This window comes from Bacteroides sp. NSJ-48 (genome assembly GCF_014287405.1).
GTDB lineage: Bacteria > Bacteroidota > Bacteroidia > Bacteroidales > Bacteroidaceae > Bacteroides > Bacteroides stercoris.
Genome location: NZ_JACOOD010000060.1, coordinates 1 through 18,906, shown reverse-complemented (window position 1 = coordinate 18,906; position 18,906 = coordinate 1). Strand labels below are relative to the sequence as shown.

The 18,906-nt window shown below is 47.3% G+C and carries 14 protein-coding genes and 6 tRNA genes; 14 read left to right on the top strand and 6 right to left on the bottom strand.

The genetic code is table 11. From position 1 onward, the window contains the following. Positions 1-142 precede the first annotated feature (142 nt). A complete protein-coding gene (locus tag H8S52_RS18235) occupies positions 143-655 on the bottom strand; it encodes an outer membrane beta-barrel protein (RefSeq protein WP_117903095.1) in 513 nt (170 codons plus the stop codon). Between the two features lie 246 nt (positions 656-901). On the opposite strand from H8S52_RS18235, the gene araJ reads away from it, so the two are divergent. Genes araJ through H8S52_RS18220 form a run of 3 tightly spaced genes read left to right on the top strand, consistent with a single transcriptional unit; the run spans position 902 to position 2,961 of the window. Next, on the top strand, positions 902-2,044 hold the full coding sequence (gene araJ / locus H8S52_RS18230) for an MFS transporter AraJ (protein ID WP_117666044.1): 1,143 nt from the start codon (positions 902-904) through the stop codon (positions 2,042-2,044). A 57-nt stretch (positions 2,045-2,101) separates the two neighbouring features. Continuing rightward, positions 2,102-2,548 (top strand): hypothetical protein, encoded by a 447-nt coding sequence (locus tag H8S52_RS18225; RefSeq protein WP_186910343.1) that lies wholly within the window; start codon positions 2,102-2,104, stop codon positions 2,546-2,548. A gap of 5 nt (positions 2,549-2,553) precedes the next feature. Then, a complete protein-coding gene (locus H8S52_RS18220; protein ID WP_117740118.1) occupies positions 2,554-2,961 on the top strand; it encodes a hypothetical protein in 408 nt (135 codons plus the stop codon). Positions 2,962-3,021: 60 nt separating this feature from the next. Here H8S52_RS18220 and H8S52_RS18215 read toward each other — a convergent pair whose 3' ends face one another. Beyond that, complete coding sequence (locus H8S52_RS18215) at positions 3,022-3,936, bottom strand: RluA family pseudouridine synthase (protein ID WP_117740071.1); 915 nt, start codon at positions 3,934-3,936, stop codon at positions 3,022-3,024. Between the two features lie 311 nt (positions 3,937-4,247). Continuing rightward, a complete protein-coding gene (rlmD, locus tag H8S52_RS18210) occupies positions 4,248-5,690 on the bottom strand; it encodes a 23S rRNA (uracil(1939)-C(5))-methyltransferase RlmD (RefSeq protein WP_005653775.1) in 1,443 nt (480 codons plus the stop codon). Positions 5,691-5,897: 207 nt separating this feature from the next. Here rlmD and ppdK point away from each other — a divergent pair, with 207 nt between their 5' ends. Further along, entirely contained in the window at positions 5,898-8,618 is a 2,721-nt protein-coding gene (gene ppdK / locus H8S52_RS18205; protein WP_118155001.1) for a pyruvate, phosphate dikinase, read from the top strand. A gap of 226 nt (positions 8,619-8,844) precedes the next feature. On the opposite strand, the gene H8S52_RS18200 is transcribed toward ppdK, so the two are convergent. Next, on the bottom strand, positions 8,845-9,264 hold the full coding sequence (locus H8S52_RS18200; RefSeq protein WP_117666046.1) for a hypothetical protein: 420 nt from the start codon (positions 9,262-9,264) through the stop codon (positions 8,845-8,847). After that, positions 9,261-9,806, bottom strand: a complete 546-nt coding sequence (locus tag H8S52_RS18195; RefSeq protein WP_186910342.1) for a Panacea domain-containing protein — start codon at positions 9,804-9,806, stop codon at positions 9,261-9,263. Before H8S52_RS18195 ends, H8S52_RS18200 begins: the two co-directional genes overlap by 4 nt. 430 nt (positions 9,807-10,236) lie before the next feature. On the opposite strand from H8S52_RS18195, the gene H8S52_RS18190 reads away from it, so the two are divergent. Both H8S52_RS18190 and H8S52_RS18185 read left to right on the top strand, forming a co-directional pair. Then, positions 10,237-12,087 (top strand): McrB family protein, encoded by a 1,851-nt coding sequence (locus H8S52_RS18190; RefSeq protein WP_255470120.1) that lies wholly within the window; start codon positions 10,237-10,239, stop codon positions 12,085-12,087. Positions 12,088-12,094: 7 nt separating this feature from the next. Beyond that, positions 12,095-13,408, top strand: a complete 1,314-nt coding sequence (locus H8S52_RS18185) for a TonB-dependent receptor (RefSeq protein ID WP_186910341.1) — start codon at positions 12,095-12,097, stop codon at positions 13,406-13,408. Positions 13,409-13,564: 156 nt separating this feature from the next. Here the strand turns inward: H8S52_RS18185 and H8S52_RS18180 are convergent, their stop codons facing one another. Then, positions 13,565-14,185 (bottom strand): superoxide dismutase, encoded by a 621-nt coding sequence (locus H8S52_RS18180; RefSeq protein WP_117906730.1) that lies wholly within the window; start codon positions 14,183-14,185, stop codon positions 13,565-13,567. Positions 14,186-14,392: 207 nt separating this feature from the next. Here H8S52_RS18180 and H8S52_RS18175 point away from each other — a divergent pair, with 207 nt between their 5' ends. The 8 genes from H8S52_RS18175 to H8S52_RS18140 all read left to right on the top strand — a co-directional run bounded on the left by H8S52_RS18175 (position 14,393) and on the right by H8S52_RS18140 (position 18,627). Then, positions 14,393-16,741 (top strand): ATP-dependent helicase, encoded by a 2,349-nt coding sequence (locus tag H8S52_RS18175; RefSeq protein WP_016662887.1) that lies wholly within the window; start codon positions 14,393-14,395, stop codon positions 16,739-16,741. A gap of 38 nt (positions 16,742-16,779) precedes the next feature. Further along, entirely contained in the window at positions 16,780-17,925 is a 1,146-nt protein-coding gene (nspC, locus tag H8S52_RS18170) for a carboxynorspermidine decarboxylase (protein ID WP_186910339.1), read from the top strand. A 110-nt stretch (positions 17,926-18,035) separates the two neighbouring features. Then, positions 18,036-18,108 (top strand) — tRNA-Gly (locus H8S52_RS18165). Positions 18,109-18,137: 29 nt separating this feature from the next. Next, a tRNA-Leu gene (locus tag H8S52_RS18160) sits at positions 18,138-18,219 on the top strand. Positions 18,220-18,259: 40 nt separating this feature from the next. Next, positions 18,260-18,343 (top strand) — tRNA-Leu (locus H8S52_RS18155). An 11-nt stretch (positions 18,344-18,354) separates the two neighbouring features. Further along, positions 18,355-18,427, top strand: a tRNA-Gly gene (locus H8S52_RS18150). A 19-nt stretch (positions 18,428-18,446) separates the two neighbouring features. Continuing rightward, positions 18,447-18,528: transfer RNA gene (locus H8S52_RS18145), tRNA-Leu, on the top strand. Positions 18,529-18,554: 26 nt separating this feature from the next. Continuing rightward, positions 18,555-18,627: transfer RNA gene (locus tag H8S52_RS18140), tRNA-Gly, on the top strand. Positions 18,628-18,906 lie beyond the last annotated feature (279 nt).

Below are 18,906 nucleotides of genomic sequence, written 5' to 3'. Positions count from 1 at the left end.
ATTGGAATATAGCAACTTGTTGCCAAATGCATGAGGAAAAAGCAGCATAGCCAAAAGAAAATATAGCAGAACTTAAAATATAAATGAGGTTGTGCCAACGTTTTGACACAACCTCTTCTGCATATACATCGGTTTGTATTGATTAGAATTCGTAGTGGAAGCCGAATGAGAGGTCTTCGCTGGTGAAGTTGAAGCCGTAACCGCTGCCGGCATTCATATAGTCGTCTCTGTAGCCCAGGAAACCGCATTTGGCAAGTACGCTGAACTTGTCATTCAGTTTGATGGCAATACCCGGTTTGAAACCGATTTCAAATCCGTTCACGGCATCGGCGCCTTTCACCTTTTGGGTGGAGAAGCCCAGACCGCCGTCGATGAACAGGCGGACAACCTTGTTTTCATAATAAGAGTAACGGGCGTATGGAGCAAGACCGAAAGCATTGTATTTTCCTTCGTCCAGTTTGCTGTGTGAGAATGTCAATATACCGCCGACAGCCCACTTTTCATTCAGGTTGTATCCTACTTCCGGATTCAGCGTAAAAGTCGTTGCGTCCACATCATCGTTGTGCCATAAAGATACTGTTCCGCCAACATACACTTGTGCTTTTGCCGATAAAGCAACCATTGCAACAAATAACAAGATTACAATTTTTTTCATTTTCTTTTTTATCCTTTAATTATACAAATTGTCATCGAACTGTAACAAGAATACTCCCGAGAACTCCGAATGGCAGAACGGTTGAAGTTCTTGTTTACATGTTCTTTTTCAGGGCGCAAAAGTATATCTTATATTTATGTTGTACAAATTTTTAGTTAGTTTTTTATAAAATAAATAACTTGTGCGGGAAGAATACACTACTTTTGCGGTGGTAAAAAGTTTGTTTCACAGGTTGTATTTTTTCAAATGAAGAAGAGTCTTATTGCATTAGCGTTCGGCACCTTGGGATTGGGCATTGCCGAGTTTACGATGATGGGTATTTTGCCCTATGTTGCCGCCGATTTGAACATCGGCATTCCGGTTGCCGGACATTTCATTTCCGCCTATGCACTGGGCGTATGTGCCGGTGCTCCCATGTTGATTTTAGCGCGCAAGCGTCCGTTGAAGCATATCCTGCTGGCATTGATGGCTTTAATGCTGGTAGGAAATCTGGGGGCTGCGATGGCCACCGGCTACTGGTCGCTGCTGGCGGCGCGTTTCATTTCGGGTTTGCCGCACGGGGCGTATTTCGGAGTCGCTTCCATTGTGGCGGGCAAGCTGGCGGACGAGGGGAGAAGCTCCGAGGCCGTATCCATTATGATAGCGGGCATGACGGTTGCCAATCTGTTCGGCGTTCCGCTGGGCACTTCCCTGAGCCATATACTCTCGTGGCGCGTCACGTTCTTGCTGGTGGCCTGCTGGGGAGTGATAGTCCTTTATTATATATGGCGGTGGGTTCCTGCGGTGGAGGGACTCAAAGATACCGGGTTCAAGGGACAGTTCCGTTTCCTGAAGACTCCCGCTCCCTGGCTGATATTGGGGGCGACGGCTTTGGGCAATGGCGGCGTGTTCTGCTGGTATAGTTACATCACGCCGTTGCTGACGAATGTGTCGGGATTCAGCGCCGGAAGTGTCACGGCATTGATGATGCTGGCAGGCTTTGGCATGGTGGTGGGCAATCTGGTGAGCGGACGGCTTTCCGACAAATACACTCCGGGCAGGGTGGGCATGGTGGTGCAAGGCATGATTTGCATTGTGCTGCTGCTGATATTTTTCCTTTCGCCCCATCCGTGGTGTTCCGCCATATTGATGGCGCTCTGTACGGCGGGCTTGTTTGCGGTGTCCAGTCCGGAGCAGGTGCTGATTATCCGCGTAGCTCCCGGGGGTGAGATGCTGGGCGGCGCTTGCGTGCAGATGGCATTCAACCTGGGCAACGCCATCGGGGCATACGTAGGCGGCCTGGCTCTTGGCGGCGGATACCGCTATCCGGCTTTGGCAGGCGTGCCCTTTGCACTGACGGGTTTCATCTTATTCGTTGTCTTCTATAAGAAATTCCAGTCCAGGTATTAAACATATCATTATTTTTGCGTAAGTTTGCCCGTAAAATATTAACTAAACTCGATATATATGAAGATTTTGAACTTAATGAAGATACTGTTGTTGTGTGTAATGACTGCGGGGCTGGCTTCTTGCGGGGATGATAACTACTATACGATACAAAACAGCGACGAGAAGCTGTGCAGCGACAGTTGGGTAGAGGAGTACGACACGGAAAAAGGGGCGTGCAGGCACATCCTGGAATTCACCAAAGGGAAGCAGGGCGGTAAGGAAGTCCTTTCCGGAAAAGAGACCTTTATCGTAACCACTACCGGCAATACGAAAACAGATACCCATGACTTTACCTGGAAATGGATTGACAACTCACGCGAGGGACTGATACTGAACTACGGTTCGGGCGATGTGAAAATCTTTGAGAACGTATGGGTGCGCGAGCATTACCTGTCCGGAAAGCTGGACGGTAAAATCATGATGCTGACCGCTTCCAGGTATATGGTTAATCAGAATTGGAAATGAGAAAGATGAGAAAGTTTTTGAACATATTGTTTTTAATGGCATTTGCTTTAAGTTTCGCATCATGTGAAGGAGATGATCAATACGATGTAGAATCTATCTTTATCGGTCGTGCATGGACAGGAGATGTCGGGATGAATGCGGATAACGGCGAACCTCTCTTTAGTACCTTTACTTTTTGGGGAGATGGATTTGGTGAAGAGTATCAATATTACTCGTTTGACGGAGCTTTATACGAGCGTTTTCATTTTCAGTGGTATTGGGAAGACCATTATAATCGAAATCTTGTATTGGATTATGGTAGAGCCGGAATTTCTTATATGGATGATGTAAGAATAAACGGTAATCGGATGCGTGGAACTTTTTACTTGTCTGATGGTGCTGCTCCATTTGATTTTGAACTGAGGATGGAATAAAAAATAGAAAAAAGAAAAACGGCTGTTTCAAAACGTGAATGAAACAGCCGTTTTTCTTTTTTATCCATTACGTTTCAGAAACAGTTTCTTGAACTCTCCCGGATACGGTGTTTCAAACTGCATCAGCTCTCCGGTGACAGGATGGCGGAAGCACAGCTTGAAGGCGTGCAGCGCCAGTCGTCCGATAGGATTTATCTCTTCCAGTCCGTAGCGTCCGTCGCCAATGATGGGATGTCCCAGATCCTGCATGTGCACGCGGATTTGGTTTTTGCGTCCCGTCTCCAGCATCAGTTCCACGAGCGAGAAGCCGTTGGCGCGTTTGATGGTGCGGTAGTGGGTGATTGCTTCCTTGCCGCCATCGTCCGTGGGGCTGGAATATACGTACAGCTTGCGGTCGGTGAGCCATGAGCGCACCATGCCGGCATTGTTTTCCATTTCACCCGCAACGACGGCTACATAGCGGCGGTCGGTTACGATGTTGTGCCAGTTGTCGCGCAGCGTATTCTGCGTCTTTTCGTCTTTGGCAAACATCAGCAGTCCCGAGGTGTCGCGGTCCAGGCGATGCACGATGTACACGCGGTGCTGCCTGCCCGAACGCTGCACATATTCGTTCAGAATGGTGTAGGCGGTACGCTCTTTCTGCCTTTCCGTATTGACGGACAGCAATCCCTGCATCTTCTCCACCACGATGAGGTAAGCATCTTCGTATACGATTTTCAGTAATTTGTTGTTGAACTCCTTGCGTCCCTTCTCACGGCTGATCTGGACTTTCATACCCGGCTTCAGCGGGAAGTTGTACTGCGTTGTGATGACGCTGTCTACATATACAACCCGCTTGCTCAGCAATGCTTTCAGCTTGGTGCGGCTGGCATCCGGCATTTTCGCTGCCAGAAATTCCATCAGTTCCATAGGCTCTTTTACCATATAGTCCGTATATTGCGTGCGGGCTCTTGCTATAATTCTTTCTTTTGCCACGAGGATAATAATTTGCGATTAATGATTCAATTCTAAAACAAGGCTTTGCATCGGCTTACCGAAATGCCGTACCGCTTTTCGGGAGTGCGGCTTCCGGTTGCCCAATCTCTGCTTCGGTTTCCTAAGTAGCACTTCACGTTTCCAAAGTAATACTTCACTACTTTCTAAAGTAGTACTCTACGTTTCTAAAGTAGCCCTTTACGTTCTTAAAGTAGCCCTTTGCACTTCCAAAGTAGCCCTTTAAATTTCCCAAAGTGATACTCACATTCCCGAAGTAGTCCCTTATGCTTTCACGTTCCCGAAGAGCTGACTCAGTCCTCTGCTTTTTCCGCCGGATTTTTCAACTCAAGCAGCACCACGTTTTCCACATGATGCGTATGCGGGAACATATCCACCGGCTGGACGGCCTTCACCCGGTATTTGGCATCGAGCAGCTGTAAGTCCCTTGCCTGCGTGGCGGGATTGCAGCTTACGTACACAATGCGTTTCGGCTCTGCAAACAGGATAACATCCACCACATCCTGGTGCATGCCCGCACGAGGAGGGTCGGTGATGATTACATCCGGACGCCCGTACTCGTTGATAAAGTCCTGCGTCAGCATGTCCTTCATGTCGCCGGCAAAAAACAGCGTATTCCTGATGCCGTTGATTTCCGAGTTGACCTTGGCGTCCTCGATGGCTTCGGGCACATATTCGATGCCGATGACCTGGCGCGCTTGTCCGGACACGAAGTTGGCGATGGTTCCCGTGCCGGTATAAAGGTCGTAAACCAGCTCGTTGCCGGTGAGCCCTGCGAAGTTGCGGGCCACTTTGTACAAAGTGTATGCCTGCTCGGAGTTGGTCTGGTAGAACGACTTGGGACCCACCTTGAAGCGCAGGCCTTCCATCTCCTCGAAGATATGGTCTTTGCCTTTGAACGTGTGCACGTCGAGGTCGGTAATGGTGTCGTTGCACTTATTATTAATAATGTATAGCAGCGACGTGATTTCGGGGAAAGTGTCCGCTACGTACTGCAACAACTGTTTGAACAGCTCCATCTCCTCGTCCTTCTCAATCTTGCAGATGAGGATAACCATCAGCTCGCCGGTGGTGGAAGTGCGCACAATCATATTGCGCAGCATCCCTTCGTGCGTGCGCAGGTTAATGAACGGATAGTTGTGCTCGTAGGCATAGTCGCGCACGGCGTTGCGGATGCGGTTGGATATGTCGTCCTGCAGCCAGCACTTCTCGATGGCCAGTACCTTGTCGAAGGCGTTAGGAATGTGGAAGCCTACCGCATTCATCTGCTCGTACACCACATTCTGCCGGACCTCTTCCGCCGTGAGCCAGCGCTTGTTGGAGAAAGTAAACTCAAGCTTGTTGCGGTAGAACTCCGTTTTTGCAGAACCGAGTATCGGCGATATTTCCGGGAGCTCCACTTTTCCGATGCGGGTAAGGTTGTCCGTTACCTGCTTCTGCTTGTATCTTATCTGTTCCGAATAGGGGAGCACCTGCCATTTGCAGCCGCCGCATACACCGTAGTGCTGACAGAACGGAACGGCTCTTACCGGTGAGTATTGGTGAAACTTCACCGCTTCCGCCTCGGCATAATGATGCTTTTTTCTCTTGATTTGCAGGTCTACAACGTCGCCCGGAACGACGTACGGTACGAAAATTACCAAATCATTGACCTTCGCGATGGCTTTTCCTTCGGCAGCCACATCCGTAATTTCCACCTTTTCCAACAGGGGAAGTTCTTTTCTCTTTCTTGCCACTTTTACACCAGTATAATAAATTCAACGGCAAAAATAGGCATTTTTCCGTAAATTCCCTCTATGAACGGGAATATTAAATTTTGCAATCTCGAAATTGCATTTTGACTTAAAGTTTTTTCTCAAAAAGTTTTCTAGTCTGCGAAATATACTTAGATTTGCGAGCAGAAAAAATGAAAAAATCACAATCAGAAACTTTAAATTGATATTATGGACAAAAAAAGAGTTTATACCTTTGGTAACGGCCAGGCAGAGGGAAAAGCCGGCATGAGAAACCTTTTGGGGGGTAAGGGAGCCAACCTGGCAGAGATGAACCTTATCGGAGTTCCGGTTCCTCCGGGCTTCACAATCACGACAGAAGTTTGCACAGAATATTATGAAATGGGGCAGGAAAAAGTCGTTGCCCTGTTGAAGCAGGAAGTGGAAAACGCCATCGCGCACGTGGAGACACTGATGCGCTCCAAATTCGGCGATGTGGAAAACCCGCTGCTGGTGTCCGTCCGTTCGGGCGCACGCGCTTCCATGCCGGGCATGATGGATACGATTCTTAACCTCGGCCTGAACGATGAAGTGGTGGAAGGGCTGATTCGCAAGACGGGCAACCCCCGCTTTGCATGGGACTCCTACCGCCGTTTCGTACAGATGTACGGTGACGTGGTGCTGGGCATGAAGCCGGTGAACAAGGAAGATGTAGACCCGTTCGAGGCCATTATAGAAGAGGTGAAACATGCCAAAGGCGTGAAACTGGACAACGAACTGGAAGTGGAAGACCTCAAGGAGCTTGTCAAGCGCTTCAAGGCTGCCGTCAAGCAGCAGACCGGAAAGGATTTCCCCACCTGCGCCTACGAACAGCTGTGGGGTGCTGTCTGCGCCGTGTTCAACTCATGGATGAACGAGCGCGCCATCCTCTACCGCAAAATGGAAGGAATTCCCGATGAGTGGGGTACTGCCGTAAGCGTGCAGGCAATGGTGTTCGGCAATATGGGCGACACTTCCGCCACGGGAGTCTGCTTCAGCCGCGATGCCGCCACGGGCGAAGACCTCTTTAACGGCGAATATCTGATCAACGCACAGGGCGAGGACGTTGTGGCAGGTATCCGTACCCCGCAGCAGATTACCATTATCGGCTCCAGACGCTGGGCGGAACTTGCCGGCGTAAGCGAAGAGGAGCGTGCCGCCAAGTATCCTTCCATGGAAGAGGCGATGCCCGAAATCTACAAGGAGCTGGATGCTTTGCAGACGAAGCTGGAAAACCACTATAAGGATATGCAGGACATGGAGTTCACCGTGCAGGAAGGCAAGCTCTGGTTCCTCCAGACACGTAACGGCAAGCGTACCGGAGCCGCCATGGTGAAGATAGCCATGGATTTGCTCCACCAGGGTATGATTGACGAAAAGACGGCACTGTTGCGTTGCGAACCCAACAAGCTGGACGAACTGCTTCACCCCGTATTCGACAAGGCGGCCTTGAAGCAGGCCCAGGTTCTTACCCGCGGTTTGCCGGCTTCTCCGGGCGCAGCCTGCGGTCAGATTGTGTTCTTTGCCGATGATGCTGCCGAATGGCACGCTGCCGGCAAGCGCGTGGTGATGGTGCGTATCGAAACTTCTCCGGAAGATTTGGCGGGTATGGCCGTTGCCGAAGGCATCCTGACCGCACGTGGCGGTATGACTTCGCACGCTGCCGTTGTGGCTCGCGGCATGGGTAAGTGCTGCGTATCCGGTGCGGGAGCGTTGAACATCGACTACAAGGCACGCACGGTAGAGGTGGACGGCGTTGTGTTGAAAGAAGGCGACTTCATCTCTCTGAACGGTAGTACCGGCGAGGTTTACAAAGGAAAAGTGGAAACGAAGGCCGCCGAGCTGTCCGGTGATTTTGCCGAACTGATGCAACTGGCCGATAAATATACGAAATTGCAGGTACGCACCAATGCCGATACGCCGCACGATGCACAGGTGGCACGTAACTTCGGGGCAGTGGGCATCGGTCTGTGCCGTACGGAACACATGTTCTTCGAAGGTGAGAAAATCAAGGCGATGCGCGAAATGATTCTGGCGGAAAATGCGGAAGGACGTCGCAAGGCGTTGTCTAAGATTCTGCCGTACCAGCAGGCAGACTTCAAGGGCATCTTCAAGGCTATGGAAGGTTGCCCGGTAACCGTGCGTCTGCTCGACCCTCCTTTGCACGAATTCGTTCCCCACGATTTGAAGGGGCAGCAGGAAATGGCGGACACCATGGGCGTAAGCTTGCAGTATATCCAGCAACGTGTGGAAGCGCTTTGCGAACATAACCCGATGCTGGGCCACCGCGGTTGCCGCTTGGGCAATACGTATCCGGAAATCACGCAGATGCAGACGCGCGCCATCCTCGGCGCTGCTCTGGAACTGAAGAAAGAGGGCGTTGAGACACATCCCGAAATCATGGTTCCGCTGACCGGTATCCTGTACGAGTTCAAGCAGCAGGAAGAGGTTATCCGTGCCGAAGCTGCCAAGTTGTTTGCCGAAGCAGGCGACAGCATCGAATTCAAGGTAGGTACGATGATTGAAATCCCGCGTGCAGCTCTTACGGCCGACCGCATCGCTTCTTCCGCCGAATTCTTCTCGTTCGGTACGAACGACCTGACGCAGATGACCTTCGGATACTCACGCGACGACATCGCTTCCTTCCTGCCTATTTATCTGGAAAAGAAGATTCTGAAAGTAGACCCCTTCCAGGTGCTCGACCAGAATGGAGTAGGGCAGTTGGTACGTATGGCTACCGAAAAGGGCCGTGCCATCCGTCCGGACCTGAAGTGCGGTATTTGCGGCGAGCATGGCGGTGAGCCTTCTTCCGTGAAGTTCTGCCACAAGGTGGGGCTGAATTATGTGAGCTGTTCTCCGTTCCGCGTGCCTATTGCAAGACTTGCGGCGGCGCAAGCTGCAATCGAGGAATAGCAAGATGTAGTTGATACTCAATAAAATAGGCGGTATGTTTTTCATTTGCAAAGGCTTACCGCCTATTCAATTTGTATGCGTCAGGTATTTAATGCGGCATATAGGCATCTTGCTAACGATATACTGATACAGTTGTACCAATCTCAGGCAATTAGCGTGTAGCGGCTGCTTGAGCAGGAGGGATTTTCCGATTGAATAATGTAATGTGTGGGTGACGGGGATGGAATCAATAGAAGAACTTCCGCTTGTCGCTTTCCCTAAACAGCCGTGATGTACGGCAAGCCTCAAGCATGGCGGCAAGGTCGTATTCGGTCAGATTCCCGACATGGACAGTCTTGCCTCCAGCAACAGTCTCGGCAAGTTTGTCTAAGGGTATTTTCTGAATGGCCGTGGCGCACAGGAACGAGTCGTATTTCAGAAAAGCATAGTCAGAATGTTTCAACGGATATTGCATGGCAAACTGTTCGGGGCGTTTTTTAATTACCGGATGTATATGTGAGTTAATGAAGAAGAATCCGGCTACCATATCATCCGATATGCCCATTACAGCAAAAAATTTGCCGTGGTCAATGTCTTCGAATATCTCGGAGTGCAATATAGTGCCACGCTTTATAAAGTTCTCATGGAGCGACGACGGAAGTATCATTGCAGTAAAGCAGATTGAAGCCGCAATTGGTCGGCTATATATTCTACGTATTCTTCTTCGTCTCCGGCTTCCCGCAGTATGTCTTTTACGGAAATGGCACGGTCTCTTGCCGTATTTGTCCATGCCATGCCGTGCGACAAATCCGTGAGTTGCCCGAAACTCTTGTCATGGCACAAATCTATGGCGTATGTAAGGCATTCCACATCAGATTCAGACAACTCGCCCATATCCGGTTCGGCAAGTTCCTTCACGATATAACGGTTTTCAAATGCCAGTTTGTCTTTAAGCTCATCAACATATCCGGAAAAGAAGCTGTCTCCACGTACGGCTTTGAGAATGTCATCGACATTTGACGGGACGGGACCGTATTGCATCGCAATGTAGGTGTCGCCTGTAATGCTACGGCCGTACAACGACAAATGACGCTGGTCTGCAAAATACAATATCTTGCAGAGCTTGTGCATATCAGACTTACCCCCAAGCTTTGAAAGGGCAAAAAGCAAGGCGTTAAGTGCAGCTTCATATTGAAACATCTGTTTCATATTTATTATCTCCTCTGCCAATAAATGGTTATGATTCAAACGCAAATTTAAACATTAAACATTAAACAGCAAAGCGGCGGATTACTATTTTTGTACCAATGCCTTAAAAAAGGCGAACGAACAGAATTTGAACTGTTGGGATTAGTTATTATTAAGTTCTGTTACCCCAACCATCAGCGTTTTTTTATTGTTTAGATATAAGGTGTTTAATGTTTTATGATTACTTTTGTCAGTGATACAAGGCGTGTTTTAAAACCGATAGTGCTAAATATAACAAAAGCATTGTTAAGCAATCGGTTTTACAATAACAGCCTTTTGTTGCATGTACACTATAACCGCCTTCATCGTATGGCTTCCTATAGTTGTTGTAACAAGCACTTGGTATGGCAAAAGTTTATGAATGATGAAATAGTCGTATACTCATACAGATATGGAAAGAACTGACTACATAGAAAGACGCGAGGATATGGTTTCTTTATCTGCTGTTACGTTCCGGAGATATTGGATTGCCCGTTTATCGGATGATGATTATTGGAGTGTTGCTTTGGAGAATAATCTATGGCTCATGCAACAGAGATACCATATACAGGCAAATCACATCGTGACCCAACTTCTTAAGTTGGTAAAAGAGATAAAAGCAGGTGACGTATTGCTGTTAACCCATCCTAATAAAACCATATACGCTTATGGTTACGTTGTGAAATGCCCTTTTCAAACAGACCGGATATCCTCGTTGTCAGACATTATCAGCAGCAACAGGTATGACTATGATAGCGGAATTGTACGTTTTAAGGATACTGATGTTTTCTATGAAGACTTGCGAAACGGCGTTAATGATTGGGGGCAACGCATATCTGTTGATCAATGGCACTATTACAGTCAAGATTCAAGAGTTCTGAATTATGGCTGTGGCTATGCCTGCATCAAAGGCAATGCAAGACAATCTATCTTTGAGGTAGATGCCGGGTTTGCAAAGAGCAAAATGGAAGAATTGGAAAAACAATATAATAAGAAGAATATGTTTATCAGTAATATTGCTAAGTTGTTGCTGTCAAAGCGTAACATTATACTTCAGGGTGCACCTGGTACTGGCAAGACCTATAATACTGCTGCCATCGCTTTGAAGGCATTAGGCATCACGGATACGGATCTGACAGATCATACTGCCGTCATGGAACGCTATAATTCTTTGCTTGGAGACCAAATCTTTTTTACCACATTTCATCAGTCTCTCGATTATGAAGATTTTGTTGAAGGACTGAAACCTCATGTGCAGACAGATGAGAATGGTAACTCTGTTGGTGTAACCTATGAGCCGGAAGATGGAATTTTTAAACGTGCTTGTAATGCTGTGCAAACCGATCAGAGCAAAGATATTGTTGAGTGCATAGATGACTACCTTCAGAAGATAAAGGGTTATGAAAACAAACGCGAGATTCCTACTGTTTCTGGCAAATCTTCGCTCTTCGTTTGGTGGAAGGAAGGCAATTCAACCATAAGTAGCCGCAGTACCAGTTCTACATGTTCACGCGGGGAGGAGTATACTCCTTCGCCAATGAATATTGAGAAAGTGAAACTTCAGGCTTTAGGAAAAGGTTGTGAAAATAATTGGCAGGCTTATGCGCAGGCTTTCATCAATGCAGTAAAGGAGGAGTATGGGGCTATTGCCGATAAACGTGTTGTACTTATCATCGATGAGATAAACCGTGGCAATGTATCAAAAATCTTTGGCGAACTTATTACTTTGCTGGAAGCTGACAAGAGAAGTCAAGGTGCTCACCCGATTAAGGTTATGTTACCATATACAAAGGCAGAGTTTGAGGTGCCTTCAAATTTATACATTATCGGTACGATGAATACGACGGACAGAAGTACAGGTACTCTTGATTATGCCTTACGTAGAAGATTTGCTTTTGTAACATTGAAAGCAGACGAATCTATTATTGAGAAATATTACAACGAAGCAGGCAATCGGGAACTTGGTGATATAGCTGCTGCCTTATTCAAGGACATCAGGAAATTCATCGAGAATCCTAAACATCTCTGCGGAGATATGAGTATTGACGACCTTATGATTGGCCACAGTTTTTTCATGGCGGAAGATAAGGAGGAATTGCTTGCCAAAGTTGAATATGAAATTATCCCGCTTATCAATGAATATATCAACGATGGTATCCTCGCTGTAAAGAATACTCAAAAGGAATCAGCTTTTGACTCATGGCTGCATCTGACTCCTATCGGAGAAGCGGAGCAAGACGACTCGGATGAGGACGAACGGTAAATGCGATATGAGGCCCATTCTTATTCAGGAACATGAGCGGTTGAACGTTGGGCAAGATAGTAGATTTGACAATCTGCATCTTGTTCGATGGGATAAACCTATGGATTATGAACCGTGGGGGTACTATGCATCGTATGTGATCGGCGCAGAATGGATAGACGAGAATGAAGCGCTGGTAGTTACGACAAAGAGAGGGATGGAAGAAATAGATTTCCTTGCAATGTTTATGACCTGTTTCTCGTCAAATTTGTCAGCAGATGCTTTCTCGCAAATATACACCATCGATAGTGATGCCCCCGTTATCTATGCACCATCATTGAAGGGGATTATTAGCCCACTTATTGTGCTGCATTTTCTTGCAGTAGTCAGTAGGATTAAATCGTTAAAAAAGGGCTATGTCCATTATAGTGGAAATCTGAAAAAAGTGAAAGGCCGTATCAATGTTATCAGGAATGAAAGAACTAACATGGCGATTAAACGCTTTGACAGAGTATTCTGTGAATATGATGAATATACAGTTGATATTCCGGAGAATAAACTAATCAAGAAAGCCCTTTTGTTTTGTAAGCAGATATTGAGGACAGTAATAGAGCATCATAAGGACGGCAGCAAGGTTAAGCGAATGCTGTTAAAGTCACTATTAATGTTTGAAAGGGTAAGTGAAGATGTACAGGTAAGAGAAGTAACTCAGATCAAGGCTCACAAGTTGTTCAATGAGTATAGTGAAGCTGTACGCTTGGCAAAGCTTATCTTACGGAGATATGATTTCAGCATAAGTAAGACAAGCACTGAGGATGACAATATTTTACCTTTCACATTGGATATGTCATTACTATATGAACATTATGTGTATGGATTGCTTCATGATGCTTACGGCGACAAAATTTTGTATCAGGTTAAGGGCAGAACCGGTTATCCGGATTTTCTATATAAATCGCATAACTTTAAGGCAATACTTGATACCAAATACATACCTAAATATGATGAATCTTATTTACTGGATAATTATGTAGTCCGGCAGTTGAGCGGATATAGCAGAGACTTGCCGATATTGCAGAAATTAGGTTACAATGAGATTGATGAAGAATCTCCCTTGCCTGATGTCCCTTGTATAATCATTTATCCGAAAGAACGTGATGAAATCACAAATTCGTTTTCTGAGAATAAATTGCAGGACTTGTGCCGTACTCCTGTGCGTCGGTTGATGAGATTCTATAAAATCTGCATACCGTTACCGGTAGTGGCTGTAACTTATAAATGTGTATCAACTGCGTTAAAACACCATTCAACTCTCCTATGCAAATGCAGGTTTATTATTTAACACCTGCCATCCAATAAATTGCCGAGTAGGAATGGTTTGTTTAACGGTTATCTTTGCAGGCAATACAGGGAGTGTGGCGAACATGGAAAAAGAAAACGCATCTGCCGCTTTTTACAGCTTGCAGATGCGCTTCAACAGGGGTTTATGAGGGGTTGCTTATTTCATCCGTTTACCTACCGTTTCCCAGTCTACTATGCTCCAGAGGGCATTGACGTGGTCGGCGCGTTTGTTCTGATAATCGAGGTAGTAGGCATGCTCCCAAACATCGAAGCCCAGCAGCGGGGTCAGTCCTGCGCGTACGGGATTGCTTCCGTTCGCTTCTTTGGTGATGTGCAGCTTGCCGTTCTTATCAACAGACAGCCATGCCCAGCCCGAACCGAACAGTCCGACTGCTGCCGCGTTGAATTCCTTCTTGAAATTCTCGAAACTGCCGAAGTCGCGTTTGATGGCTTCCGCCAGTTTTCCGGTAGGTTCGCTTTGCGACGGTTTCGGTGCGAATTGCAGGAAGTACAACGTATGGTTCAGCACTTGTCCGGCATTGTTGAATACGGCGCCGTCGGGTGCGGTGGCTACGATAGTAACCAGGTCTTTGTTTTCATACTCCGTGCCTGGAACAAGGTTGTTCAGGTTGTTTACGTACGTTTGCAGGTGTTTACCGTAATGGTAATCTATTGTTTGCTGACTGATTACAGGTTCCAGCGCGTTGTGTGCGTAAGGAAGTTTAGGCATTTCATGTGTCATAATCATTATTGTTAAAGACATTAATAACGTATTCATAAGTTCAATGTATTTAGTTTTGAAACTTTACTATACTAACGCGATAACCTGTGGAATTGTTCGCAGGTGTCCGAACCTTTCACTATCTTTTGATAAGATAGGATGCGGCCCGGCATAGTCAAGTTTGAAAACTGCGTTTTCACTTGCCTTTGCTCTCGCCTTTCACTATCTTTGCACCCGAACTTTACCCGTTAGATTATTAGGAATATGTCCGATTACATACAAGAACTGAATGAGGGACAGCGTGCTGCGGTGCTCTACAACGACGGCCCGTCACTGGTGATAGCCGGCGCCGGTTCGGGAAAAACCCGTGTGCTGACCTACAAAATAGCTTATCTGATTAGAGAGAAAAAATATGATGCACGTAATATCCTTGCGTTGACTTTTACAAATAAGGCAGCAAAAGAAATTATAGAACGTGTAAATCGTGATATAGGTTATCCGTGGTCATATTATATCTGGATGGGGACTTTTCATTCAATTTTCTCTCGTATTCTCCGGCGTGAAGCGAATATTTTAGGTTTTACTCGTAACTATACAATTTATGATACTACGGATAGCAGGAGTTTGATACATTCTATTATTAAAGAGTTGGGATTGAATGATAAACAATATAAACCCAGTACTGTACTATCTCGTATATCCAATGCCAAAAATTATTTGAATACTCCAGTAGATTATGCTAAAAATAAAGAGGCTTATGAGAGTGATTGCCTTGCTAAAATGCCTGCTATTCGTGATATTTATGTTCGTTATTGGGAGCGCTGCAGGCAGGCTGATGCAATGGACTTTGATGATTTGCTTTTCTATACTTTTTTGTTATTTCATAACCATCCTGAAGTGTTGGCAAGGTATCAGGAGCTATTTCGTTATGTCCTTGTTGATGAGTATCAAGACACAAATTATGCGCAGCACTGCATATTGTGTCAATTAATGAAAGATAGAGAAAAACAACATATTTGTGTGGTGGGCGATGACGCGCAAAGCATCTACTCCTTCCGGGGAGCGGACATTGATAACATACTTAATTTCACAAAGGTATATCCGGATACGAAGGTCTTTAAGCTGGAACAGAACTACCGCTCCACCCAAACCATCGTTTCTGCCGCCAACAGCCTGATAGAGAAGAACCAGCGGCGAATTCGCAAGGAGGTCTTTTCGGAGAAGGATAAGGGAGAGCCCATCGGAGTGTATCAGGCATACAGCGATGTGGAGGAGGGCGATATTGTAATCAACAAGATAGCCGAACTGCGCCGGCAGGAGAATTACGCCTATTCCGATTTTGCCATACTCTATCGCACCAACGCGCAGAGCCGTGTCTTTGAGGAAGCCATGCGCAAGCGCAGCATGCCGTATCGCATTTACGGCGGGCTGTCTTTCTATCAGCGCAAGGAAATAAAAGATGTAATCGCCTACTTCCGTCTCACGGTCAATCCGAATGATGAAGAAGCCTTCAAGCGTATCATCAACTACCCGGCACGCGGGATAGGCGACACTACCGTAAATAAAATCACGGCTGCCGCCACCAGCCACAATGTAAGCCTGTGGACCGTGCTCTGCGAACCGCTGACCTACGGGGTGAACATCAATAAAGGAACGGCGGGCAAGTTGCAGGATTTTCGCTGTTTGATAGCCGGATTTATCGAGAGCGTTGCCGAAAAGAACGCCTACGAGCTTGGTACGGAGATAATCCGTCAGTCGGGCATTATCGCTGATGTCTGCCAGGACAACTCGCCCGAGAACCTCAGCCGCAAGGAGAATATCGAAGAGCTTGCAAACGGTATGAGCGACTTTTGTGCACAACGGCTGGAAGAGGGGAATGCCAATACCACGCTGAGTGATTTCCTTTCGGAAGTGTCCCTGCTTACCGACCAGGATTCGGACAAGGACGGAGACGATGAAAAGATAACGTTGATGACCGTGCACTCCGCCAAGGGGCTGGAGTTTAAAAATGTCTTTGTGGTGGGCATGGAAGAAAACCTGTTTCCGAGCGGTATGGCGGGCGACTCTCCCAGGGCGTTGGAAGAGGAGCGCCGTTTGTTCTACGTAGCCATCACCCGTGCGGAAGACCATTGTTTCCTTACTTATGCTAAAAGCCGTTACCGTTACGGGAAGATGGAGTTTGGAAATCCCAGCCGCTTTTTGAAAGATATAGATGTGCGCTTCCTTAAGCTGCCGCAAGATGCCGGATTGGTGCGCAAGGTAGATGAGCATGCCGCATCTTTCCGTAGGGAGAACAGAGAGAACTTCGTTTCCGCCATGTATGGAAAACGTGATGGAGGAGCTCGTCCCCGGCAGGAAATCATTGCCCCGACCGTTCCCCGCAACTTAAAGCGGGTGACGCCTTCCATGGGAACAGCTTCTGCCGCTTCCCATTCGTCGGCAGGCGGGAACGCTGTGCTGCCGGGGCAGTTTATCGAACACGAACGTTTCGGCCTGGGCGAAGTGCTGAAAGTGGAAGGTGAGGGCGATAACGCAAAAGCTACCATTCACTTTAAAAATGCGGGCGACAAGCAACTTCTTCTGCGTTTTGCGCGTTTCAAAGTGATAGGATAGATCCGGTTTTTACTATAAAAGTTTATATAACAAGAAAAATGACAGACAAAGATTTCGACCTTTTCCCTTCTCCCTGTTATATCATGGAGGAAGAACTGTTGAGGAAGAACCTCACATTGATAAAGAGCGTTGCCGACCGGGCTGGTGTAGAGATTATCCTTGCTTTCAAGTCCTTTGCCATGTGGCGCTCGTTTCCCATATTCCGTGAGTATGTGGAGCATTCTACGGCAAGCTCCGTATACGAGGCACGCCTGGCGTTGGAGGAATTCGGCAGCAAGGCGCATACATACTCTCCGGCATATACGGAAGCCGACTTTCCGGAAATCATGCGATGCAGCAGTCACATCACATTCAATTCGCTGGCTCAGTTCCGGCGTTTTTATCCCATGATTCAGGCGGCCGGGCAGGATATATCCTGCGGCATACGCGTCAATCCGGAGTATTCGGAAGTGGAAACGGAACTGTATAACCCTTGTGCTCCCGGCACCCGTTTCGGTGTAATGGCCGAACAGCTTCCCGATGTGCTGCCGCAAGGCATCGACGGATTTCACTGCCACTGCCATTGCGAGTCGTCCTCGTACGAGCTGGAACGTACGCTGGAACATCTGGAGGCGAAATTCTCCCGCTGGTTTCCGCAAATAAAGTGGCTGAATCTGGGTGGCGGGCATTTGATGACCCGTAAGGACTACGATGTGGAGCATCTGATTCGCCTGCTCTGCGGATTGAAAGAGCGTTATCCCCATTTGCGCATTATCCTGGAACCAGGTTCGGCATTTACCTGGCAGACGGGAGTGCTGGCTTCCGAAGTTGTGGATATTGTAGAGAACCGCGGTATCCGTACCGCAATCCTGAATGTCAGCTTCACCTGTCACATGCCCGATTGCCTGGAAATGCCCTACCAGCCTGCCGTCCGGGGCGCCGAAATGGGTGACGGCGGTGCGTACGTCTACCGGTTGGGCGGCAACTCCTGCCTGAGCGGCGATTATATGGGGTTGTGGAGCTTCGGCCACGAACTGCAAATCGGTGAGAGAATCATCTTTGAAGACATGATACATTACACCATGGTGAAGACGAATATGTTCAACGGAATCCATCATCCTGCCATTGCCATGTGGACAAAAGAGGGAAAAGCTGAGATATTCAGAGAATTTTCTTACGAAGATTATCTCGACCGAATGAGTTGATAATCAAAACTATGCTTTCACTCCGGGCAGAATGTTTAATTTTATGTGTGAAAAAAATGCGTAGAATGTTTGCAGGTTAAAGGAAAATATCTATCTTTGCAACCGCAAACGCGGAAATAGCTCAGTTGGTAGAGCATAACCTTGCCAAGGTTAGGGTCGCGAGTTCGAGTCTCGTTTTCCGCTCTTTCTATGAAATGATTGCAATTACCTATGCCCAGGTGGCGGAATTGGTAGACGCGCACGTTTCAGGTGCGTGTGTCGAGAGGCATGCAGGTTCGAGTCCTGTTCTGGGCACAAAGGTATGCAATGGTCTATGAAATGTTTGGAATATGTCGGAGAGATGGCGGAATTGGTAGACGCGCTACTTTGAGGGGGTAGTGACAATTATGTCGTGGGAGTTCGAGTCTCCTTCTCTTCACATAGCATATTGCGGAAATAGCTCAGTTGGTAGAGCATAACCTTGCCAAGGTTAGGGTCGCGAGTTCGAGTCTCGTTTTCCGCTCTTCTTTGAATTAATGATTGCCCAGGTGGCGGAATTGGTAGACGCGCACGTTTCAGGTGCGTGTGTCGAGAGGCATGCAGGTTCGAGTCCTGTTCTGGGCACGCTCTTTGTAAAAAGAGCATCATTTGCGGAAATAGCTCAGTTGGTAGAGCATAACCTTGCCAAGGTTAGGGTCGCGAGTTCGAGTCTCGTTTTCCGCTCTTCTTTATATATTTTATTAAAAATGAATAGAAGGTGTTTCGTAATGAACGATGCACCTTCTTTTTTTTATTTCCTGTTACGGGCGTTTATGGGGCTCGGTTTGAGGAGTCAGTAGCTTTTTAGTGGGGATACGCATATAGTTTAGCAATGCGGAAAAGGGGCTCAGCGGAAATATCTGGTTGGTAAGTTTTAAAATTAGCTATCTTTGCTTACCTTTGTTTTATGAAACCCGCACAACTCCTTCGTGCCATCCTTCCGGATGTGCTTATAGACAACTT